The 21,998-nt window shown below is 34.2% G+C and carries 19 protein-coding genes; 17 read left to right on the plus strand and 2 right to left on the minus strand.

Going from position 1 to position 21,998, the window contains the following annotated elements; genetic code table 11:
- Nucleotides 1-150: 150 nt before the first annotated feature.
- From QWZ06_RS11990 to QWZ06_RS12065, 16 genes are all read left to right on the plus strand, one after another.
- The gene (locus tag QWZ06_RS11990; RefSeq protein WP_290298309.1) at nucleotides 151-975 is read left to right on the plus strand and encodes a T9SS-dependent choice-of-anchor J family protein; all 825 of its coding nucleotides are present in this window, start codon (nucleotides 151-153) and stop codon (nucleotides 973-975) included.
- A 249-nt stretch (nucleotides 976-1,224) separates the two neighbouring features.
- Nucleotides 1,225-2,142, plus strand: coding sequence for a T9SS type A sorting domain-containing protein (locus QWZ06_RS11995; RefSeq protein ID WP_290298311.1), 918 nt, complete (start codon nucleotides 1,225-1,227; stop codon nucleotides 2,140-2,142).
- A 277-nt stretch (nucleotides 2,143-2,419) separates the two neighbouring features.
- Nucleotides 2,420-3,235 carry a T9SS-dependent choice-of-anchor J family protein gene (locus tag QWZ06_RS12000; RefSeq protein WP_290298312.1) on the plus strand — a complete coding sequence of 272 codons (816 nt, stop codon included), beginning with the start codon at nucleotides 2,420-2,422 and terminating at the stop codon, nucleotides 3,233-3,235.
- Between the two features lie 79 nt (nucleotides 3,236-3,314).
- On the plus strand, nucleotides 3,315-4,022 hold the full coding sequence (locus QWZ06_RS12005; protein WP_290298313.1) for an SDR family oxidoreductase: 708 nt from the start codon (nucleotides 3,315-3,317) through the stop codon (nucleotides 4,020-4,022).
- A 149-nt stretch (nucleotides 4,023-4,171) separates the two neighbouring features.
- Entirely contained in the window at nucleotides 4,172-4,918 is a 747-nt protein-coding gene (locus QWZ06_RS12010) for an electron transfer flavoprotein subunit beta/FixA family protein (protein ID WP_290298314.1), read from the plus strand.
- A 38-nt stretch (nucleotides 4,919-4,956) separates the two neighbouring features.
- Nucleotides 4,957-5,904: an electron transfer flavoprotein subunit alpha/FixB family protein gene (locus QWZ06_RS12015; RefSeq protein ID WP_290298316.1), complete on the plus strand. Its 948-nt coding sequence runs from the start codon at nucleotides 4,957-4,959 to the stop codon at nucleotides 5,902-5,904.
- Nucleotides 5,905-6,086: 182 nt separating this feature from the next.
- Entirely contained in the window at nucleotides 6,087-6,686 is a 600-nt protein-coding gene (locus tag QWZ06_RS12020; protein WP_290298318.1) for a bifunctional nuclease family protein, read from the plus strand.
- A 21-nt stretch (nucleotides 6,687-6,707) separates the two neighbouring features.
- Complete coding sequence (locus tag QWZ06_RS12025; RefSeq protein ID WP_290298319.1) at nucleotides 6,708-8,090, plus strand: nucleoside permease; 1,383 nt, start codon at nucleotides 6,708-6,710, stop codon at nucleotides 8,088-8,090.
- Nucleotides 8,091-8,388: 298 nt separating this feature from the next.
- Nucleotides 8,389-8,793 carry a hypothetical protein gene (locus QWZ06_RS12030; RefSeq protein WP_290298321.1) on the plus strand — a complete coding sequence of 135 codons (405 nt, stop codon included), beginning with the start codon at nucleotides 8,389-8,391 and terminating at the stop codon, nucleotides 8,791-8,793.
- A gap of 3 nt (nucleotides 8,794-8,796) precedes the next feature.
- On the plus strand, nucleotides 8,797-9,207 hold the full coding sequence (locus QWZ06_RS12035) for a lipocalin/fatty acid-binding family protein (protein ID WP_290298322.1): 411 nt from the start codon (nucleotides 8,797-8,799) through the stop codon (nucleotides 9,205-9,207).
- A gap of 57 nt (nucleotides 9,208-9,264) precedes the next feature.
- A complete protein-coding gene (locus QWZ06_RS12040; RefSeq protein ID WP_290298324.1) occupies nucleotides 9,265-10,443 on the plus strand; it encodes an acetyl-CoA C-acyltransferase in 1,179 nt (392 codons plus the stop codon).
- Between the two features lie 106 nt (nucleotides 10,444-10,549).
- Complete coding sequence (locus tag QWZ06_RS12045; RefSeq protein WP_290298325.1) at nucleotides 10,550-12,040, plus strand: MFS transporter; 1,491 nt, start codon at nucleotides 10,550-10,552, stop codon at nucleotides 12,038-12,040.
- A gap of 173 nt (nucleotides 12,041-12,213) precedes the next feature.
- Complete coding sequence (locus tag QWZ06_RS12050) at nucleotides 12,214-14,394, plus strand: T9SS type A sorting domain-containing protein (RefSeq protein WP_290298327.1); 2,181 nt, start codon at nucleotides 12,214-12,216, stop codon at nucleotides 14,392-14,394.
- Between the two features lie 161 nt (nucleotides 14,395-14,555).
- Entirely contained in the window at nucleotides 14,556-15,482 is a 927-nt protein-coding gene (locus QWZ06_RS12055; protein WP_290298329.1) for a mevalonate kinase family protein, read from the plus strand.
- 10 nt (nucleotides 15,483-15,492) lie between these two features.
- Nucleotides 15,493-16,422 carry a UbiA family prenyltransferase gene (locus QWZ06_RS12060; protein WP_290298330.1) on the plus strand — a complete coding sequence of 310 codons (930 nt, stop codon included), beginning with the start codon at nucleotides 15,493-15,495 and terminating at the stop codon, nucleotides 16,420-16,422.
- Nucleotides 16,423-16,486: 64 nt separating this feature from the next.
- A complete protein-coding gene (locus QWZ06_RS12065) occupies nucleotides 16,487-17,653 on the plus strand; it encodes a proline dehydrogenase family protein (RefSeq protein WP_290298332.1) in 1,167 nt (388 codons plus the stop codon).
- 942 nt (nucleotides 17,654-18,595) lie between these two features.
- Here the strand turns inward: QWZ06_RS12065 and QWZ06_RS12070 are convergent.
- Nucleotides 18,596-19,132 (minus strand): helix-turn-helix domain-containing protein, encoded by a 537-nt coding sequence (locus tag QWZ06_RS12070; RefSeq protein ID WP_290298333.1) that lies wholly within the window; start codon nucleotides 19,130-19,132, stop codon nucleotides 18,596-18,598.
- Between the two features lie 956 nt (nucleotides 19,133-20,088).
- On the opposite strand from QWZ06_RS12070, the gene QWZ06_RS12075 reads away from it, so the two are divergent.
- Nucleotides 20,089-21,198, plus strand: a complete 1,110-nt coding sequence (locus QWZ06_RS12075; protein WP_290301349.1) for a M14 family zinc carboxypeptidase — start codon at nucleotides 20,089-20,091, stop codon at nucleotides 21,196-21,198.
- Nucleotides 21,199-21,403: 205 nt separating this feature from the next.
- Here the strand turns inward: QWZ06_RS12075 and QWZ06_RS12080 are convergent, their stop codons facing one another.
- Nucleotides 21,404-21,919: a DUF4920 domain-containing protein gene (locus QWZ06_RS12080; protein WP_290298335.1), complete on the minus strand. Its 516-nt coding sequence runs from the start codon at nucleotides 21,917-21,919 to the stop codon at nucleotides 21,404-21,406.
- Nucleotides 21,920-21,998 lie beyond the last annotated feature (79 nt).

Here is a 21,998-nt window from a genome sequence, read left to right on the forward strand (position 1 = left end):
TTTTTTATTGATCATTGTAAATGGTGAAAAAAAACCTCTTTAAAAGTGCTTTTTCTTCGATTTTCAGGAGGATTTTAATTTTCCCTCTCTGAAAATTTGTTTTTAGTGCAGCGAAAAATAATTTTGACCTGTAACTCTAAAAACATTCATATGAAGAAAACATTACTTTTTATTGCAGGTATAAGCATTCTGCTGTGTTCAATTTCATTACTAAGAGCCCAGACAAACATTTTTGAAGAAACATTTGAATCTGTCACACCGAATGATATTCCTGCAGGATGGATAAGAGAAAACCGGGATAATGATATGTTGACATGGGTAGTTGAAGATGGGGCTTCAGAGACAGATCCGATCGGCTACTCAGGTAAAGTTGTCCTTGTAGCATCAACAGCAGATTCTTCAGATAATCTTTTGGGAACATCAGCCATTAATTTGCCAGGGGGGAATTCTTATACACTATCATTCAAAATAGGAACATTCACTGTATCGGGGCTTTATAACGCTGATAATCATTATGCAGTCTATGTTTTGCCTGAGAATAGTTCTTTTACAGGAACAGAAACACCTGTTCTTGAAGAGGATATTACAATAGGAGATATAGCGGTTACCAAAACAGTTGATCTTTCAGGATATGCAGGCCAGAATGTTAAAATTTATTTCAGACAATTTATAAATAGCCAGGGAACACGTGCTTTATTGCTGGATACGGTTAAAGTTTTGCAAGGGGTACTAGGGGTTTCTGAAGCTGCTTTTTCTTCACAGTTAGGTATTTATCCAAATCCTACGTCTGATTATATCTATATAAAATCCAAGTCGCTAATCAATAAAGTAAAAGTATTTGATATGAATGGAAAAGCATTACCTGTTAATTCTGATGAACATAAAATAGATGTAAGAATGTTGTTGCCGGGTGCTTATATTGTGAATATAGAATCCGGAGGAAGGAAATCTTCCCATAAATTTGTTAAAAAATAAACATTATTGTACCGTTTTGTTTAAATATGCCTTCTCTTTTTGGGGAAGGTATATTTTTTTATTCACTGAATATTTCTTTGAAAAAAGTTTTTGTGAAAAATTTTCAGTCTGAATTTAATTAGAATAAGAATAAAATAGGGTTCATAAACTGTTAGATCCATTGAATATAAAAGGTTTGGTTTTTATTTGATGTTAAGTTATTTCACTATTCAAGGAAAGTTTATATTTTTATTCCAAACTTGAAAACTAATGAAAAAAATTTACTCAATCGCGTGCTCGCTGCTAGCATTGCTTTCCTTTGCCCAGCAAACGGTTTCTTTTGAAGAGAACGAAGGGTTTACGGCTGGAAATATTCACGGTCAAGGAGCTTGGATTAGTACTCCTACAGGTGGGATCCCTGAAAATGTAATTCATCAAACCATCAGTACAGATGCTGCCAGTGATGGAAATAGTGCTCTGAAGATTGTCAAGGAATCTGTTTATGGAGTCCAGTCGGAACCCATTATTGGTGGATTTTACAATTTGGCGACACCACTTACCAGTAATCACTTTTCCGTTTCATTTGATATTAATATGTCCCAATTCAACGGTTCTGTGTTTGGATTTCAGGGATTTAATACCATTAATGAAAAAGCTGTTATAAGATTGGATTTTGATAACACAGGAATCATAAAGATTTGGAACAAAGATCCCAATATACAGGATATGGTTTCTACAGCGGCAATTTGGTCTCCTAATACATGGTACAGATTGAAGGTGCTAGGTACTGCCACAAATACCCAATATTATCTTAATGACATCCTCGTCTACACAGAAACAGCAGCTACTCCTCTCACTATGGATCAATTACGGTTTGTTCATAACAATGACCTAGGGATAGCTTATATTGATAATATTAAGATCAATGAAGAATTGATTTTGTCTGCTAAAGAAACAAAAGCAAATTCTAAAGTAGTAGCAGTGTATCCTAATCCGGTAACGGATTACCTTCATTTGATACTGCAGTCTAAGATTAATAAAACGGAAATTTTTGATAGTGAAGGCAAGGTATTTAATATCGTATTTAAAGATAACATTGCCGATGTAAGAAATCTTCCGCCTGGTATTTATTTAATTAAAATTATTAGTACTAATGAAATATATTATAGTAAATTTATAAAAAAGTGATTATTTTTCTATTAAATATAAATAGCTGTGTTTTTGTTCTATTCCCCTGTATTGTTGGATTTGCATTGTGTTTGTGGCTGTAATTTTGGCTTATTTTGTTGCTGATTAAGTTTTTTTATGCTGATTTTATTGTTTTTTTTATAAAAAGAAATAATTGGAATTAATTTGATTATTTCTTTTTTGTGTTAATTTTAGTTAATTTATTTTGGTTAATGGCTTTTTTGTTTGAATTAAAAACACTATTATTGCAATAATTATGAATATTGAATAATAAGTTATGGTTAAAAATTTATTCGTTTTGGGATTATTAGGATTATCCCTAAATTTGGTTAAGGCGCAAACTGTAGTATTCCAAGAAGGGTTTAATACAGGAGCAGGTTGGTCAGTTATAGATAGAGACGCTGATGATGAAAACTGGGGTATTTATACAGGAACTGCAACTACTGATGGATGGGGATTCACTGGGAATTTTGCAGGTTCAGCATCATGGTTACCAGCGCCTGTAGGAGCATTGACTCCTGATAATTTATTAATTTCGCCAGCAATAACACTTCCTGCAACGGGGACTTTATCATTAAGTTTTCAAGTAGGATCTTCCGATACTCAGTTTTTTGCAGAGCATTATGCAGCGTATGTGTTACCAAGCACTGCGACAGCATTTACAGGTACTGAAACTCCTTTAATTGAAGGAACTGTAACAGCAGGTAGAACAGCAATCGCTAAAACAGCAACAATTCCTAGTAATTTGGCAGGACAAAGTGTAAAGCTATATTTTAGACACTTTAATAGTAATGATCAAAATCTTTTGATCCTGGATAACGTTAAAATTACACAAACAGGAAGCTTAGGAACTGCTGAAAGTAAAGTATCTAAGGTGGAGACTTCTCTATATCCTAATCCTGCAACTGATGTTCTTAACATTAAATCTAAAGGAAAGGTGAATGCAGTTGAAATCTATGATGTCAGTGGAAGAAAAGTATCTGCGGATTTGGATGGAGATAAAGTAAATGTTAAAAACTTGAATCCAGGAAGCTATATTATCAGCATTGAAACAAAAGAAGGTAAAACTACCGAGAAATTCATCAAAAAATAATACCTGATAAATCTTAGTATCAGTAAAACGCTCCAATTGGAGCGTTTTTGTTATTTTAGAGAAATAAATTTTGAACAATATGTCGGAAAACAAAACAGCATATATAACGGGAGGAACCAAAGGAATAGGGTTGGGGATTGCTAAGATTTTGCTTGAAAACGGAATCTCAGTAGCATTTTCAGGAAGAAAAAGAGAAGATGTAATGAAAGCCGAAGAAGAGCTTAGAAAGTATTCTGATAAAGTCTTAGGAATTGTATCTGATGTAAGAAATCTTGAGAGTGAAACAGAAGCCGTACAACATATCGTTGAAAAATTCGGTAGGCTCGATTACGTAATCGCTAATGCCGGACTGGGTATATTTAAACCCGTAGATGAATTGTCTGCCGAAGAATGGAATGATATGATAGAAACTAATCTTACAGGAGTTTTTTATACCTTAAAAGCCTCCGTAGAAGAGTTGAAAAAGACAGAAGGGTATTACATCACTATTTCAAGTCTTGCAGGGGCTAATTTCTTTGAAAATGGGACGGGATACAATGCCTCAAAATTTGGAGTAGTGGGTTTCACACAGGCCGCGATGATCGATTTGAGAAAGTATAATATCAAATCTACCGTAATCATGCCGGGTTCGGTTGCTACCTATTTTAATGGAAATACTCCTTCAGAAAAAGACAGTTGGAAGATTCAGCCTGAAGATATGGGGAATCTGATATTGGATATTTTAAAGATAAATCCAAGGGTTTTGCCTAGTAAAATTGAGTTTAGAGCAACACAGCCAGGGAAATAAGTACATCTAATGTATTGAATAATAATTTAATAAGTATTATGCATGCATAATATATTTTTTATTTATATTAGCAAAAATTAATTCAAACAAAATCTCTGCATAAACTGTCATGATTTTATGCGTAAAAGAGAAAAAATAAAATAGTACACATGAAAATATTAGTTTGTATTAGTAGTGTTCCGGATACTACTTCCAAAATTAACTTTACAGCAGATAAGTCTGCATTCGACAAAAACGGAATTCAGTGGGTAATCAATCCGCTAGATGAATTTGCGTTGACAAAAGCAGTTAAACTTCAGGAATCTCAGGGAGCAACAGTAACAGTAATCAACGTAGGAGATGCTGCTACAGAACCTGTAATCAGAAAAGCTTTAGCAATCGGTGCTAATGATGCCGTAAGAGTAAATCTTGATCCAAAGGATAGTTTTTCTACAGCAAAAGAAATTGCTGCTGTGGCTCAAAACGGAGGATATGATTTAATCCTTTGTGGTAAAGAATCTATCGATTATAACGGTGGTTCTGTACCTGGAATGGTTGCTCAATTATTGAACTTACCTTTCGTAAATGCATCTGTGGGATTAGATGTAAACGGAAGTGAAGCTACTGCAGTAAGAGAAATCGAAGGTGGAAAAGAAACTATTTCAGTTAAATTACCAGCAATTATTGCAGGTCAGAAAGGGTTGGTAGACGAAAAAGACCTTATCATTCCAAACATGAGAGGAATCATGTCTGCAAGAACAAAGCCTTTACAGGTAGTAGAGCCTACTTCTTCAGAAGTTAAAGTTCAGGGAGTATCTTATGACAGCGTTCCGCCAAGAGCAGCTGTGAAAATGGTTTCTCCGGACAATCTGGATGAATTGGTAAGATTGCTTCACGAAGAAGCTAAAGTGATCTAATCGTAATCCTTTAATTTTTAATTTTTAAATTTAAAAAAATGGCAGTATTCGTATACGCAGAAAATATAAACGGAGTTTACAAAAAAGCAGCTTTTGAAGCAGTTTCTTATGCTAAAGCAGTGGCAGACAAAGCAGGAGATACCGTTACAGCAATCTCTGTAAACCCTACTGATTCTTCAGATTTATTATACAAATATGGAGCATCAAACGTTATCAATATCAAAGACGAAGGTCTTAAAAATTTCTCAGCAAAAGCATTCGCTCAAGCAGTAAATGAAGTAGCAAACGGAAATATTATTGTTTTCCCTCACACTACAGATGCTTCTTCAGTAGCTCCAATGTTGGCAATTATGAAGAATTATTCTTTAATTACCAATGTATTGGAAGCTCCTGAAAGTCTTTCTCCTTTCCAGGTGAAAAGAAGAGCTTTCTCAGGAAAAGGGTTTATGCATGCAAAAGCAGAAGGAAACGGAGTTATTGTTACTGTTTCTCAAAACGCTTTCGGTGTTAAAGAAAACGCAGTATCGGGTTCTGAAGAGGTGAAAAACCTATCAGTAGCTAACGAGGATACTAAAGTAATTTCTCACGAACAAAGCTCAGGTAAATTAGACCTTAAAGAAGCTGAAGTTGTTGTTTCTGCAGGTAGAGGGATGAAAGGTCCTGAAAACTGGGGGATGATCGAAGACTTAGCAAATGTTTTAGGAGCAGCTACAGCTTGTTCTAAGCCGGTTTCTGACATCGGATGGAGACCTCACACAGAGCACGTAGGACAAACTGGTAAAGCAATTTCCCCGAACCTTTACATCGCTGTAGGGATTTCAGGAGCAATTCAACACTTAGCTGGAGTGAACTCTTCAAAAACTATTGTAGTAATCAATAATGACCCTGAAGCACCTTTCTTCAAGTCTGCTGATTACGGAGTAGTAGGAGATGCTTTCCAGATTATCCCTGCATTAACAGAGAAAATTAAAGCAATTAAAGGATAAAATTAATAGTGAATAGTCAATTCGCTGCGCTTGTCAATTTTTAATTATTCATATGCAAAGCAAAGTCCACTATTGACTTATTGACAATCACATAATAATACAATAAAAGCTCGGCTTTCCGGGCTTTTATTTTTGTGCAAAAAAGTGAAATCACAACAAAAAATTAATCTATATTTGTAGCTATGGATTATAAGCAGCTAATTATTCGCGGAATATCGTACAGCCAGACCCAATCGGGGGCGTACGCATTGTTACTGGAGCATGAGGAAACACACATAAAATTACCTGTTGTTATAGGAAATTTCGAAGCTCAATCTATCTCTCTTGGACTGGAAAAAGACATCCATCCACCGCGCCCACTTACCCACGACTTATTCTCAAAATTTATAGTTTCTACCAATTATGAGTTGGTTTCTGTAATCATTTACCAGATTGTAGATGGGGTATTCTTTTCAAATATCAACTTTAAAAATAAAGCTACTGACGAAGAATTAATCCTTGATGCAAGAACATCTGATGCTGTTGCTATGGCAGTGCGATTTGATGCACCTATTTTTACCACGCAACAAGTATTGAACGAAGCTGGAATCTTATTGGAACTGGAAGATGTATCAAAAGAAGAACAAACCTTCTCAGAAACAGTACAAACTGAAGATAACTTAAAATCCCTTTCTATGGAGGAGCTTCAGAAATTATTGGATGATGCCGTTAAAGAAGAAGACTATGATACTGCCCTTGAAATTCAGGAAGAAATCAAGAGGAGGAAAAAGAAAATTGACTAAAAAGAGATACTTTATATAAAAATGAATTTAAAATTACGACTGACCATCCTCAGTTTTCTCCAGTTTTTTGTGTGGGGAGCATGGCTGATTACGATGGCGAACTTCTGGTTTGGTACTAAACATTGGGAAGGAACACAATTTGGAGCTGTTTTCGGAACAATGGGAATTGCTTCTATTTTTATGCCAACCATTACTGGAATTATTGCTGACCGTTGGGTAAATGCCGAGCGTATCTTTTCAGTATTACATATTCTTTACGGGGTTATGCTTTTCATATTACCACATTCGGCAGATCCCAATTCTTTCTTTTCGGTGATGCTTGTTGCAATGTGCTTTTATATGCCTACTATTGCCCTGGCTAATTCAATTTCCTATACTATTCTAAAGAATAATAATATGGATGTGGTGAAAGATTTTCCACCCATTCGTGTTTGGGGAACCATTGGATTCATTGTGGCCATGTGGATTACCAACCTTAGCGGAAATAAAGCAACAGAAGGACAGTTTTATATCGGAGGAGCAGTAGCTATATTCTTAGGAATCTATGCGCTTACTTTACCCAAATGTCCACCACAAAAGCTGATTGATAAAAGTTCACCTTTGTCAGAACAATTAGGTTTAAATGCCTTTAAGCTTTTTGGGAATTATAAAATGGCTTTGTTCTTTTTATTTTCTATGCTTTTAGGAGCAGCACTTCAGCTAACAAATGCTTATGGGGATGTGTTCTTAAGTGAGTTTGCTCATTTTCCAAAATATGCTGATTCATTCGTAGTACAGAGATCTACAATCATTATGTCGATTTCTCAGGTTTCAGAAACCCTGTTTATTCTAGCAATTCCTTTCTTTCTGAAGAAATTCGGGATCAAAAAAGTAATGTTAATGTCTATGCTGGCATGGGTATTAAGATTTGGATTCTTTGCTTATGGAGTACCAGATGGATACGGACTTTCTCTAATCATTCTTTCCTGTATCGTTTACGGAATGGCTTTCGATTTCTTTAATATTTCAGGTTCACTTTTCGTAGAAACTACAACAGATAAGAAGATCCGTTCATCAGCACAAGGATTATTTATGATGATGACCAATGGTTTTGGAGCTGTTTTTGGTAGTTATATTGCAGGTTGGGCTATAGATAAATTCTTTACCCATAAGTTTACAACGGCTACAGATTTATCTACATATCTGGAAACATCGCCGGATAATCCTACATTCTTAGAAATTTTAAAGAATAGCTTTAATGCAGCGGTAAACTCAGATGGAACCCTTTCCTCTGTTGTTATGGTGAAAGACTGGCAGCAGATATGGTTGTCATTTGCCATCTATTCATTGGTTCTTGCTATATTTTTTGCTGTTTTATTTAAGCATAAGCACAAGCCTGAAGACGTTTCTTCAGTGAAACATTAATTCAATTAACAATACAACAATATAAAATTGCACTTTCGGAAAGGAAGTGCAATTTTTTTATTTTTAGACCATATCATAATTAAGTTAAACGACCAATAAGCATAAAAAGTGATTTGAAAATTACTAAAACGAGTATGTTGTATTTTTGATTTCGTATTTAAATTGACTTATTGGTGATAAATATTCAATTTTAAAAGTATTTCATTGTGGCTAATGGTTGTTAGGAAGATGAAATAGAGGTTTGATAGCAGATGGTTTGGAAATGTGTTTTTTTTTGTATTTTGGCACTTTAGTAAATATGAAAAATATTCAGTTATTAGGATTGATATTAGTGGTTGTAGGAAGTTTTCTGCCTTTGGTACATGTACCTATCATAGGGAATTGGAATTATTGGAAACTGGATCACTATTTGGCTATAACATGTTGGATCTTTGCCGCATGTGCAGTTTTTGGAATTGTAAATGGGAATACAAAAATCGTAAGACTTTTTGGAATGTTGCTTATTCTGTTATTTGCATTCACCTTAGTGGCAGTTAAATTACAGTCTTTAGATTACTTTAGCTTCCTGCCTTTTAAATCATGGAGAGAAACTTTTGCAGGAATTGTAAAATTAAAATGGGGTTGGGCTGTAGAATTTTTAGGAGCTTTTCTAATGATTTTTGCTGGAAATAATAAAAAAGTAGATCAACGAACTCAAATATAAAAAATGAACCTTTTAAAAGCGCTTTCAGCTGGGATATTATTGTTGATGACCTCACAGGTTAAATCTCAGCAAACAGAACAAAAAAAACCGGATAATCCGACTAAATGTGCCAACATAAAAGAGGGTAAATTCCTACGGGCTAACTATCCTGAATCGATCTGGTATATGACCATTAAAGATAATGTTCAAACCGAATATTTTAACAACGGAAAAGATTATATCAAATCTACATTGGTTTTTGTTGATAACTGCAACTACAAATCAATTGTGATGGAGAAGTCCGATAAGAATGATCCTGCACAGATTGGAGATGTTTTCAATAATAAAGTGATAGCTACTCAGGATAACCTGCTGAAAGTTAATACAAAGATTGAAGGATCTGAATTTGATGTTGTATACATAAAGACAAAATAAATTTAATTATAAAAATGAAGCTCAGGTTTCATTTTGGCTAAAATAAAAATTATATACATGAAAGAAGTATTCATTGTTTCCGCAGTAAGAACTCCTATGGGAAGTTTTATGGGAAGTTTATCAACAGTTCCGGCTACCAAACTTGGAGCTACTGCTGTAAAAGGAGCATTAGATAAAATTGGTCTAGATCCTGCAAACGTTCAGGAAATTTATATGGGAAATGTATTACAGGCAGGAGAAGGACAAGCACCGGCTCGCCAGGTAGCACTAGGAGCAGGTCTTTCTGTCAATACACCTTCCACTACAGTAAACAAAGTATGTGCTTCAGGAATGAAGGCTGTAACAATGGCTGCACAGGCAATCAAAGCTGGTGATGCAGAAGTAATTGTTGCAGGAGGTATGGAAAATATGTCTTTAGTTCCTCACTATTATAATGCAAGAGTGGCTACCAAATTGGGAGACATCAAAATGCAGGATGGTATGGTGTTAGATGGTCTTACAGACGTTTACAACAAGGTACATATGGGCGTATGCGCAGAGAAATGTGCAGTTGATTATAGCATCACAAGAGAAGATCAGGATAATTTCGCCGTAGAATCTTATAAGAGATCGGCAAAAGCTTGGAGTGAAGGGAAATTCAATGACGAAATAGTACCGGTTTCTATTCCTCAGAGAAAAGGAGAACCTGTAATTTTTGCAGAAGATGAAGAGTACAAAGCTGTAAACTTCGACAGAATTACAACTCTTCCTACTGTTTTCAAAAAAGAAGAAGGTACTGTAACAGCAGCTAACGCATCTACACTGAATGACGGAGCATCTGCATTAATCCTTGTTTCCAAAGAAAAAATGGAAGAATTAGGATTAAAGCCATTGGCAAAGATTGTTTCTTATGCTGATGCTGCACAAGAGCCTGAGAACTTCACAACGGCTCCAGCTAAGGCATTACCTATCGCTCTTAAAAAAGCAGGATTAGAAGTGTCAGATATCGATTTCTTTGAGTTTAATGAAGCTTTCTCTGTAGTAGGATTAGCAAATAACAAAATCTTAGGATTAGATGCTTCTAAAGTAAACGTAAACGGTGGTGCTGTAGCATTAGGACATCCACTGGGAAGTTCTGGTTCAAGAATTATTATTACATTGATCAATGTATTAAAGCAAAATAATGCCAAATACGGTGCAGCAGCAATCTGTAACGGAGGCGGTGGAGCTTCTGCAATCGTGATTGAAAATATCTAATATTCTGTTTCAGAGTATATTACCATTAAGGAATCGATAATTTTTTTAAAATCTTATCCATTTCTTAATGGTTTTTCTATTTTTGTGCTACTAATATTTATTTGAAATGTCTGAAACTGAGAATCGACAACCCAACAACATAAAGAATAATCCGAAGATTATGAAAGCCTGGGCAGTATATGACTGGGCAAATTCTGTGTATTCCCTGGTTATTACTTCCACCATTTTCCCCATTTATTATTCTATTCTTACCACAGCGTATGAGAAAAAAGAATATGTGACGGAAACAAAAAAATGGATCGATGTCCCGGTGAGACACATGATCAAAATCTTTGGAAACGAATATCAGCCCGATGCGGTCTATGGATACTCATTAACGATATCATTCTTTATTGTAGTATTGCTGTCTCCGTTTTTATCTTCTTTGGCAGATACTATTGGAAATAAAAAATCATTTCTGCAATTTTTCTGCTACTTAGGAGCAACATCTTGTATGGGATTAGCAATGTTCACAGGAATGCATAATGTATTTCTTGGGCTCTTATTCAGTATTACGGCCAGTGTCGGATTCTGGGGAAGTTTAGTTTTTTATAACTCTTTCCTGCCGGATATTGCAACCCCGGATAGGCAAGACGCGCTTTCTGCAAGAGGATATGTCTATGGATATATTGGTTCTGTAGTTTTAGTGGTATTGTGTTTAGTTCTGATTCAGGTTTTTGCTAAAGGAGCAGCACAGCAACTATTATTTACAAGAATCAGCTTCTTATTGACAGGAGCATGGTGGTTTGGGTTCTCTCAGTATACCTTTAAGCATCTTCCTCAGTTTGGAGATGTAAAAGATAAACTTCCTAAAGACCTTGTCTTATTAAACTATAAAAATATCTTCAAAAAGCATGAAGAACAAGGTGGATTCTTTGAAGTGCTAAAAGATAATATGAGTTTTTATAAGGATATTGCCAAAGAAAGCTTCCATGAATTGTTTAAAGTAGGAGGTGAGCTGTTCAAAGATAGAAATCTGAAGTTCTTTCTTTCAAGCTTCTTCTTTTATAGTGTTGGAATGCAGACGATTTTCCTTATGGCAACCTTATTTGGAAAAAGTGAGATCAATTTAGCCCAGGATAAGCTTATCGGAACCCTTTTGGTAATCCAGATTGAAGCTATTATTGGAGCCGTGATCTTCTCAAGATTATCCAAAAGAATAGGAAACAAAAACGTTATTTCAATTGCTATTTTCCTATGGATTGTGGCTTGTTTATGGGCCTATTTCTTAAACAAAGAAAATCCAACCGTAGAATATCAGTTCTATGGAGTGGCAGCGGTAGTGGGATTGGTAATGGGAGGTCTTCAGGCGATGTCCAGATCTACTTACTCAAAGTTGCTTCCGGAAAACTCTATGGAAAACACTACCTATTTTAGTTTCTATGATGTATTGGAAAAAATTGCCATCATTATTGGAACCTTTATTTTTGCAACATTAATTGAGCATTTTAATAATATGCGAATTGCTGCCTTATCCATGACACTTTTCTTCGGCGCAGGATTAATATTAATCCGATTCCTGAAGGTGAAAATGAGAAAAGATAGAGAAACATTATAAAAATGAAAAGACGTTATTTTTAACGTCTTTTTTGTTTTATGTGAATTAAAATCAATTATTTGATTAATTTGCTTTATTTATTGTAAGGATTATGGGTTTTATTATGTAATATTAATTGTTTTTAAATATATTTTGATTTTTTTTGTTTATTTACAAATCTAATGATCAAAACTATGAAAAGAATTCTATTGCTTTGCTTCCTACAATGCTTTGTGTTTTGTTTCTCCCAGAAATTAAAACCAATAGCCCAAAAAATAGCACAGTATCATACTGAAAACATTGAAGCTAGGAAATATGATTTGTTTGAAGTAAATCAGGCTTCAGATAAATTGAGTGAGTACAGAAGAGCTGCAACAGATATTACGGTAATCTCTTTAAAATCTGCTGAGCTGAAAAAATTAATAAATGAAAAACCTGAATTTATAGAGATTTCCTTCCCTTTTGATGGCGGTCAGCAGATTACTGTTGAAATGTATAAGAATGAAATCTTTACCAACAGTTTTAAAGTGGTGACCAATAAAGGTAAGACCGTGAACTATACTCCGGGAGTATACTATCAGGGAATTGTAAAAGGAAATAGCAGCTCCGTGGTAGCTTTCAGTTTCTTTGAAAATGATGTGGTAGGAGTAGCTTCTACGCCGAAGCAGGGAAATATAGTACTGGGAAAAGCCAAAAATACTAATGATTTTGTAAGTTATTCGGACTCTAAGTTGACAGGGACTAATCCTTTTATCTGTGGTATTGATGAAATAAAAGAAAATCAAGAGCAGAAAATATCTTACGATCCCAATTTAATTAAGAAAAAAGCATTGACCCAAAATTGTGTAAGAATTTATTATGAGGTCTGTTACAAACCCTATCAGAATAATGGTTTCAACACCACCACTGTTACCAACTGGCTAACAGCTATTCATAATAATATTGCAACCCTTTATACGAATGACGATATAAGGACTGCTCTGAATGAGATCTATATTTGGACTACTCCAGACCCATATACAGGAACTCCAAATAATAATTTATCTAAATTTTCAGCCAACAGACAGGTTTTTAATGGTGATCTTGCTCATTTAATCAATACTCCCAGTACAACGAGTGTTGCCTACCTGAACTCTTTATGTAAAACCTATGCCCATGCATATTCAGGAATTAACCAGACTTATAACAATGTACCGGTATATTCCTGGACAATTCAGGCTATGACACACGAAATGGGACATAGTCTAGGTTCTCCGCATACTCATGCATGTGCCTGGAATGGAAATAATACTCCAATTGACTGGTGTGGGCCAACAGCAATGCCCGCTGTCATAACAAATGAAGGACTGACTTGTACGAGCAATGTTTTACCAGCTTCAGGTACAATCATGAGCTATTGCCACTTAATGTCCGGAATAGGAATCAATTTTAGCAATGGTTTTGGAGATCAGCCTGCTGCTCTGATTAGAAACACCATCGATTCCAAACCTTGCCTTGGTACCAATTGTACACTATCATGTATTCCTAGTATTTCATCTATTGTGGCAACTTCTACCACACAGAATTCTGCCAATATATTAATTAATGATGCCATATCCTCTTTCTGGAAGTATAAAATTACCACAGTAGGCGGTTCAGGGGTGACTACAGGGAATACAAACTCCGCAAACTTTAATGTGGCCAATCTCCAGCCTGCAACCTATTATAAAATAGAAGCGGTAGGCCCTTGTACCAATGAATCGTATTATCAAAAAAGCGCATTATTTCTGACTGATGGAAACTGGTGTGAAGGTATTGCTTTTACTGACACAGGAGGTTTAGCAACAAACTATGGGAACAATGAGGAAATCGTAAAAACATTCTATTCCACATCAGGTTCATCAATGACTTTAGCATTTTCTGAATTCAGTACAGAACAAGATTATGATTTTATGTATGTTTATGACGGATCTTCTACTTCTTCACCTTTATTTTCTAATGGAAATAAGCTGTCAGGAAATGCAATTCCAGGCCCTTTTACTTCTACAAATCCTTCAGGAGCAATTACTATAAAATTTGTATCAGATCAGGAAGAAAACAGTAATGGATGGAAAGCGAAGTTCTCCTGCGCTGTACTGGGAGTAGAAGATGTGAATGTGAAAGATAATGCAATCAGTATATATCCGAATCCTGCTAAAAATATAATAACCATATCCTCTAAAGAAGGGTTGAGGGCATATAAAATATATGATGAATCCGGAAGACTGGTGAATTCAGCTTCTTCTTTAACAGGAAATAAACAAGAAGTAAATCTTTCGTCCATTCAGACAGGAAACTATGTAATAACGATCGAAACAGATAAGCAATCAGTCAGTAAAAAACTGATCAAATACTAATTTTAAAATAAATATTAATAAAAAGCCTGAGGATATCAGGCTTTTTTCTTATTTTTAATGGGGAAACCGGATAAGAAATATAAATAGCTGATAATTCGGTCTAAGTTTTGCTTATATTCAGCGGAATAATTTTTAACTTTGCAAAAAGATTTATTGTCAATATGACCAACCCTTTATTTTATGCAAAAATAATCCTGTTTGGAGAATATGGAATGATTGAAGATTCCCAAGGGCTTGTAGTACCTTACAGCTTCTATAAAGGAACCTTAAAGTTTTCAGATCTGGCTTCAGAATTTGAGCTTACTTCAAACAGACATCTGCAGAAATATTCAGACTTTCTTACAAAGCTTGATCTTTCTGATGATTTTACATTGGATATTGAAAGCTTCAAAAAAGATATTGCAAACGGCCTTTTCTTTGATTCCAATATTCCTCAGGGATATGGAGTAGGAAGCTCAGGAGCCTTGGTGGCTGCTATTTTTGAAAAATATTCGGTGAGTAAACTGAATCCTGAGAATATCTCTAAGGAAAATCTTAAAAAATTAAAAGCTGTTTTTGGTGAAATGGAAAGTTATTTCCATGGGAAAAGTTCAGGAATGGATCCTTTGATCTGCTACATGAACCTGCCTATTCTTATCGAAAATAAAGAAAATCTGGACAGAGTATCTATTCCTGATGGAGAAGAAGGAAAAGGAGCTATTTTCCTGATCGATTCCGGAATTACAGGCGAAACAGGACCTATGATTCAGATCTTCTTTGAAAAAATGAAGACAGAAGGGTTCCGTAAAACACTGAAAGAGGAGTTTATCCGTTATAATAATGCATGTATCGAAGCGTTCCTTAAAAAAGATATGAACCCTTTCTTTAGAAATCTTAAAAAGCTTTCTAACTGGGCTTATGAACACTTCCGTCCAATGATTCCTGAAAGTATTTTTAATATCTGGAAAAAAGGACTGGATTCCAATGCGTATTACTTAAAACTTTGCGGAAGCGGCGGCGGCGGCTATATTTTAGGCTTTACTCAAGACTATGAAAAAGCAGAGAAAATGCTTGATGGCTTCCAAAAAGAGGTGATTTACCGATTTTAAACAGGTTGGAATGAATTCTGAAAAAGAAACTTTCCAATCCAAAAATTATATCTCAAAATCTCTATATTACAGATTTTCACAATTCGTGGGCTTTTTGCTCGGAGCACGTTTTTTTGTAGCGGCTCTTTTAACATTTGCCCTGTACGTTTCAACCTTTTTCCTGTTTAATCAGGAAGAATCTTTCAGAAACTTTGTCTTTGATTTTAAAGTCCATGGCATTATTTTCTGTACCGTTCTGACCATTCTAGCAGGGGGAATTATCAACCAGTTCTACGATCTGGAAAAAGATCATATTGTAAAACCTTTCAGAACCAGAATCCAAAGTTTTATCAAACAGAAGTATTTTTTATATGCTTATCTTGGATTAAGCCTAATTTCCTTAGGAGTGGCCTGGATGATTTCCCATAATGTTTTCATTTTTTTTGTGGTTTACCAGTTTTTTATGTGGTTTTATAGCCACAAATTGAGCCGGATATTAATCTTGAACAATCTCACATTTGTAAGTCTTACCTTATATCCTTTCTTTGGAATGATGGTCTATTATGAAACCTTTTCTAAGAAAGTTTTTCTGATGGCTGTTTTTCTTTTTCTAATCCTTTTATGCATTGATATTGTAAAAGATACCCTGACCAGAAGCGTGGATAAAACATTTGGATATATTACCATTCCCAACTATTTTAAAAGCAGGAATACAAAGATCATTCTTATATCTTTACTTTTTATAACGATGGGAGTCTCCATGAAAATTATTACCAAAACCGGAGTTTCCGGATTTATGGCGTATTACTTTGCGGGAGGACTATTTGTGATGATTCTGTGTATTTATCTTTTTTTAAATTCCACCAGAAAGAGTAACTTTCTCACATTGAATATATTACGTTTGTGGGTTTTTGTAGGAATTATCGCAATGCTTCTAAACGGAATTGAACATAAATTATAATAAAAATTCTTTAAATAAACTAAGGTTATTATTACCTTTGCGTAACTAAATTTAATAAATAGGAATGCCCATTTTTAATGATACTAAAGTTGCATTTGCAGATAAGACAGATGCACAGTTGAGAAAGGCTTACTGGATGTTTAAAATGATTGAACAGCCCGCTCTTACCAGCCTTGGAACATCCGTTCTTAATTTTACAGTACACAACAACTTTCCATTCGTTACCGGGATTGTAAAAAGCACTTTGTTTGCACAATTCTGTGGTGGAGAAACTCGTGAGGAAAGTATGAAGGTTGTAAAACAGCTTTTCAAAAGAGGAGTTGGAAGTATTTTCGACTATTCTATTGAAGGAAAAGAAGATGAAGCAACTTTTGATGCAGTATGTAAGGAGATCAAAGATATCGTAAGATTTTCAGTAGGAAATCCGGCGATTCCTTTTATCGTATTCAAACCTACAGCATTTGGAAGGATCGATTTGTATGAAGCTGTTGGAAAAGGGGCAGAGCTTACTACCAGCCAGAAAGAAGAATGGGCGAGAGTTGTAAGAAGATTTGATGAGGTATGTGCTCTTTGTCATGAAAATGATAAAAAAGTAATGGTAGATGCAGAAGAAACCTGGATGCAGGATTCAGCAGATCAGCTTTGTGAGGAGATGATGGAGAAGTATAACCAAGAAAAGCCTATCGTTTGGAACACGATCCAGATGTACAGAACAGGAAGATTGGAATATATGGAAGCAAACCTTCAGAGAGCAAGAGAAAAGAACTATTTCATCGGTTATAAGATTGTTCGTGGAGCTTATATGGAGAAGGAAAGAGCGAGAGCAGCCGAGAAGGGATATGCAGATCCGATTCAGCCTAACAAAGAAGCTTCAGATAAGAACTATAATGCAGGAATCGATTTTGTGATGAATCATCTGGATAAAGTATCTGCATTCTTTGGAACTCATAACGAAATTTCTTCTGAATTGATTATGGATAAAATGAAATCCAAGTCTTTAGAAAATGGGAATCCACACGTTTATTTTGGACAGCTTTACGGAATGAGTGATAATATCACTTTCTATTTGTCTGATAAAGGATATAATGTGGCTAAATATCTTCCATACGGCCCCGTGAAGGATGTTGTACCTTATCTTACGAGAAGAGCTCAGGAAAATACCTCTGTAGCCGGACAAACCGGAAGAGAGCTTGGGCTGATTAAGAAAGAGTTGGAAAGAAGGAAAAAATAATAATTGTTATTATTAAAATAAGACAAGACCCGCAAAATTTGCGGGTCTTTTTATTTGAGTTATTTTAATGGAATTCCTGTATTTATTATAAATTTTATAATTCTAATAAAATATTTACTTTTAGTAATTATAAATTAATTAGTCTATAATATTAATTATTTGTTAAAATAATTAAATTTTTATTGTTGATTTTGTTTTTAATTTATATATTTGATTTAACTATAAAAAACTAATACATGAAAAACTTTTCCTCTGCCACGCTTCTCCTATAATATGACAGAATCTTCCACCACCGGAAGAGCCTAACCTTAAATAGATCCATTAAAATTATCTCGATGTATATCATCAGTGAACATAAAAAGGAAGCTGCATCTCAAGAATTACCTTACAAAATTTAAAAACAAATAAAGCAAATAGCTTTAGTTTTCTTCTTCAAATATTTTTTAGCCTGACCATTTTCCTTGGTCAGGTTTTTTATGGATAGACCTATTTTCGATGATAAAAAGGTAGCGAAATTAGTATATATTTTTTCGCAGATCGAGCAGAAACCATGGATTAAAAATCTGTATAATTTGCGAAATCAGCAAGAGAAAATCAGTCCAAATCTGCAGAATATTTCATCAAATAATAAGGTAATGAAGCCGTATAATTATGCCAAACAGTTGGAAAAACTCAACGAGATTAGTATATATTTTCTCGCAGATTGAGCAGAAAACGTGGGTTAAAAATCTGCATAATTTGCGAAATCATTGAGAGAAAATTAGCCCAGTTCTAAAGAATATTTCATCAAATAAATAAGGTAATGAAGCCGTATAATTATACCAAATATTTGGAAAAAATCAAGGAGATTAATATTAATTTTCTCGCAGATTGAGCAGATAACGCAGATTTAAAATCTACATAATTTATGAAATTAGTGAGAGAATATCGATTGCCTAAAAGCTAAGGCTCAAAACTTTCGAATTTTCCGTTTTCGTAAAACAAAACAATACGTTGTATTTTATTGGTTTGATTTCCAATAACTTGACTTAGTATTTCTTCAGGTGTCTTTTCTAATCGCTGAGAATCCGATATTTTTTCCGGGGCTTTATCTTTGGCTGATATAACCGATTCTCCAAGAGCATTCAGAGGCTGGTCTGTTTCATCTTCATCCACTCCAAATTCGTCATCGTTATTCATCATGGTAAAAAGATCGGGTAGAGGCGTTGTTCTTACCGGATCTTCTTCTACTTGTTCCTCTGAAATTGCTGTTTCCGGTAATTTAGGTTTTAGCATTTCACCCTCACCTGTAACTAGCCAGTCCCAAAGAAGTTCAGGAAAGCGGGATTTTATTTTTATGATAAACTCTAATGACGGTTTATTTCTTCCGGATGTAATATGCGAAATTGAAGAACGCTGCACATCGATCTCATCTGCAAATTCAGATGGAGTAAGTTGGGAGTACTCTATAACTTTTGAAATTCTTTCGTTTAAACTCATAAAAATAAGCCTTTAATTATGTTACAAATGTAACTTATATAATTTACAAAAGCAAAATACAAATGTAAACAATTTGAAAATTTATCGATATACAATTGTAACATAACTATAAGTATTTATTAAATAGATGATTATGGTTAAATTACAAATGTACTTTATTATTGTAATCATTAAATATAAGCTCTATTAATCCTTCAATTCCAGTGCTCTATTTCTATTAAATGACTTAATTGGATTATAAATGTAAATTTCACCCTTTATAGGTCTTTTTTTGATGCTCTGTTCTTAGTTATCTACTATCTACAATATTAATCTTTTATTGATATAAAAAATAGATCACTAAACGGCTAAGGTTATCAATATAAGCTACTTAAAAAGTTTTTTAAAAGATATACAACCGTAAATTACTCTTGTAAACTACTCCTTATTCTCATTTTACAGCTAAATTTCTCTTAAAATGAGGAATAATTTTTAGCTAAGGTTCGAGATTCTTTCAAAGCTTCAATTTATATTATTTTCAACCTGATTTTATTAGTTTTCTGACTTTTTACATTTGTATAGTAGTATAATTAGCTTCATTTTACATCATTTTTCTGTTTGAAAAAATAACTCATATTTGGCTTAAAATGGAAGTTTAACCACTTAAAGTATTCTTATAAATACCATTTAGATAAATGATATAACTAATTGAATACAAGTAATTTAAATAATTAGTATTAAATTATTCGCAATCCACATTTTTATCAACAGACAATTTGTCAATACATACTGTTTAAAAATGTTACCGATGTTAATACTCTAATAATGACTAAAATTCTAAAATTAACTTTTGTGAAATTTATTTTGTTTACAAAAATTACTTTAATTTTTACTGAATTCATAACGTTTACAAATGTTAATAACTCTTGTATGACTTAAAATGGCTAAATTTGGTTCCAGTAAATTATTTTCCAGCAATGAACTTTGAACAGATTTATTCTCCTAACCCCGATTTCTCTAATCGCTATATTTCCCCTGAAAAATTATTTTCTTATCTACAGGCAAATCTCAGCGATTATATTCAAGTGATTGGAACATCCTATTTAGAGAAACCTATTTATCAATTAAGCATCGGAACCGGAGACATTCAGGTATTAGCCTGGTCACAAATGCACGGTAATGAATCCAATGCTACACATGCGATGCTTGACCTTTTGACAAGTCTTGATAAAGCTCCTGAAATGAGGGATGATCTATTCACTAAAATTAAACTAGACTTTATCTTTATGCTCAACCCTGACGGATCTGAAAAATGGACAAGGCTTAATGCCGTTGATATTGATCTTAACCGGGATTTTCATAATGAAGCCAGTAAGGAGATCAGGTTTCTGAAAAATGCAGCAGAATCCAAGAAGTATGATTATGCGTTAAACCTTCATGAGCAGAGAACCATTTTTACCACTGATGGTATTCATCCGGCTACTCTTTCTTTTTTGGCTCCTTCTGAAAATATAGAACGTACCGTAACTGAAAACAGAAAAAAATGTATGGCAGTTATCGGAAGTGTTTATAGCCATTTAAAAGAAATGATCCCTAATCAGATTGGGAGATATTCTGATGAATTTTATCCGACTTCTACAGGTGATAATTTTATAAAAGCAGGAATGCCTACTATATTATTTGAAGGGGGACATTTTGTAGATGACTATACAAGAAAAGGAACCCGAAAATATTATACGATTGCATTATATTATGCATTGAAAGCAATCAGTGAATTGAACTCAGATACTACAGGATGGGAAACTTATCTTGACATCCCGGAGAATAAGGAAACCCACTATGATATTATCTATAGAAATGTAAGATTGAATACAGAACACGAATGTATTTTAGATATTGCCGTGCAGTATAGAGAAATGAAAGAAGAGGAAAAAGATGACATTTCTTTTGTTCCTTTTGTAATGGAAGCGGGAGATGTAAAAAAGAGGAAAGGTTGGTTGGAAATAGATTGTACAGGAAAGAAGTTTATTTCTGCTAATAAATATCCAAAGTTGGATTCAGTAGTAGATTTTACGATAGAAGATTAACAATTTCGGCAGCCCAACGGGCTGCCGAAATTGTTTTATATATATTTCTATATTAGAAAATGCAGATCCTAATATAGGAATAAAACCAGGGCTTAAATTCTTGTAAATGGTAAAAGACAGATTATCTTTTTCTTAATTTCTAAAATTTATGTAATCTGCAAAATCTGTGTAAGATTCTACTATTTTCTTCAATTGGAGGAAGCGTTTAGTTTACTACTTTAATTCCGCTTGCCAGAAACCTGATTTCTTCCTTAGGCTGTGTAATGGCATCAATTTCAGATTGGGGTTTCTTTGCATCTTCAGCATAATGTTTTTGCTCATCTACAGAAATTACTTTTCTTTCAGCATTCCCTTCCAGAACTACATTTTTACCCTTTAAAGCGGTTGGAACGAAGAAGGCATAATCTTTCATTTTTACAAAAAACTGTGAATTGTCTTCAGTTTGAATAGTCAGCCAGCAACCTTTTTTCTCACATACATCGGTTACTTTTCCTTTAATAGCTACGTTTTCCAGCTTTTTATTTTCCTTTTTAAGCTTTTTACCCAGTTTGTCTACTGTAATGGCTTTAGATTCTGTATTGGCAGCAACTCCGGCTCCGTATATATCACCTAACAGAGCATTTCCTGCTGGTGGTGAAAATTTCTTTTGTGATGTTTCCTGAGCAAAAGCCAGCGTAGAAGCACTTACAGCTACTGCGAATAATATAGCTTTAAATTTCATGTTTAATATTTTTTTCAAAAATACTAATTAATATTGAATCATAAATCGATAAAAATTAATAATAAACAGGTACTTATGT

The sequence above is a fragment of the Chryseobacterium tructae genome, assembly GCF_030409875.1.
GTDB classification, from domain to species: domain Bacteria; phylum Bacteroidota; class Bacteroidia; order Flavobacteriales; family Weeksellaceae; genus Chryseobacterium; species Chryseobacterium tructae.

Bases quoted from the DNA above. Each gene is read 5' to 3' on its own strand.
- QWZ06_RS11990 (WP_290298309.1), top strand. From the start codon at position 151: ATGAAGAAAACATTACTTTTTATTGCAGGTATAAGCATTCTGCTGTGT.
- QWZ06_RS11995 (WP_290298311.1), top strand. From the start codon at position 1,225: ATGAAAAAAATTTACTCAATCGCGTGCTCGCTGCTAGCATTGCTTTCC.
- QWZ06_RS12000 (WP_290298312.1), top strand. From the start codon at position 2,420: ATGGTTAAAAATTTATTCGTTTTGGGATTATTAGGATTATCCCTAAAT.
- QWZ06_RS12005 (WP_290298313.1), top strand. From the start codon at position 3,315: ATGTCGGAAAACAAAACAGCATATATAACGGGAGGAACCAAAGGAATA.
- QWZ06_RS12010 (WP_290298314.1), top strand. From the start codon at position 4,172: ATGAAAATATTAGTTTGTATTAGTAGTGTTCCGGATACTACTTCCAAA.
- QWZ06_RS12015 (WP_290298316.1), top strand. From the start codon at position 4,957: ATGGCAGTATTCGTATACGCAGAAAATATAAACGGAGTTTACAAAAAA.
- QWZ06_RS12020 (WP_290298318.1), top strand. From the start codon at position 6,087: ATGGATTATAAGCAGCTAATTATTCGCGGAATATCGTACAGCCAGACC.
- QWZ06_RS12025 (WP_290298319.1), top strand. From the start codon at position 6,708: ATGAATTTAAAATTACGACTGACCATCCTCAGTTTTCTCCAGTTTTTT.
- QWZ06_RS12030 (WP_290298321.1), top strand. From the start codon at position 8,389: ATGAAAAATATTCAGTTATTAGGATTGATATTAGTGGTTGTAGGAAGT.
- QWZ06_RS12035 (WP_290298322.1), top strand. From the start codon at position 8,797: ATGAACCTTTTAAAAGCGCTTTCAGCTGGGATATTATTGTTGATGACC.
- QWZ06_RS12040 (WP_290298324.1), top strand. From the start codon at position 9,265: ATGAAAGAAGTATTCATTGTTTCCGCAGTAAGAACTCCTATGGGAAGT.
- QWZ06_RS12045 (WP_290298325.1), top strand. From the start codon at position 10,550: ATGTCTGAAACTGAGAATCGACAACCCAACAACATAAAGAATAATCCG.
- QWZ06_RS12050 (WP_290298327.1), top strand. From the start codon at position 12,214: ATGAAAAGAATTCTATTGCTTTGCTTCCTACAATGCTTTGTGTTTTGT.
- QWZ06_RS12055 (WP_290298329.1), top strand. From the start codon at position 14,556: ATGACCAACCCTTTATTTTATGCAAAAATAATCCTGTTTGGAGAATAT.
- QWZ06_RS12060 (WP_290298330.1), top strand. From the start codon at position 15,493: ATGAATTCTGAAAAAGAAACTTTCCAATCCAAAAATTATATCTCAAAA.
- QWZ06_RS12065 (WP_290298332.1), top strand. From the start codon at position 16,487: ATGCCCATTTTTAATGATACTAAAGTTGCATTTGCAGATAAGACAGAT.
- QWZ06_RS12070 (WP_290298333.1), bottom strand. From the start codon at position 19,132: ATGAGTTTAAACGAAAGAATTTCAAAAGTTATAGAGTACTCCCAACTT.
- QWZ06_RS12075 (WP_290301349.1), top strand. From the start codon at position 20,089: ATGAACTTTGAACAGATTTATTCTCCTAACCCCGATTTCTCTAATCGC.
- QWZ06_RS12080 (WP_290298335.1), bottom strand. From the start codon at position 21,919: ATGAAATTTAAAGCTATATTATTCGCAGTAGCTGTAAGTGCTTCTACG.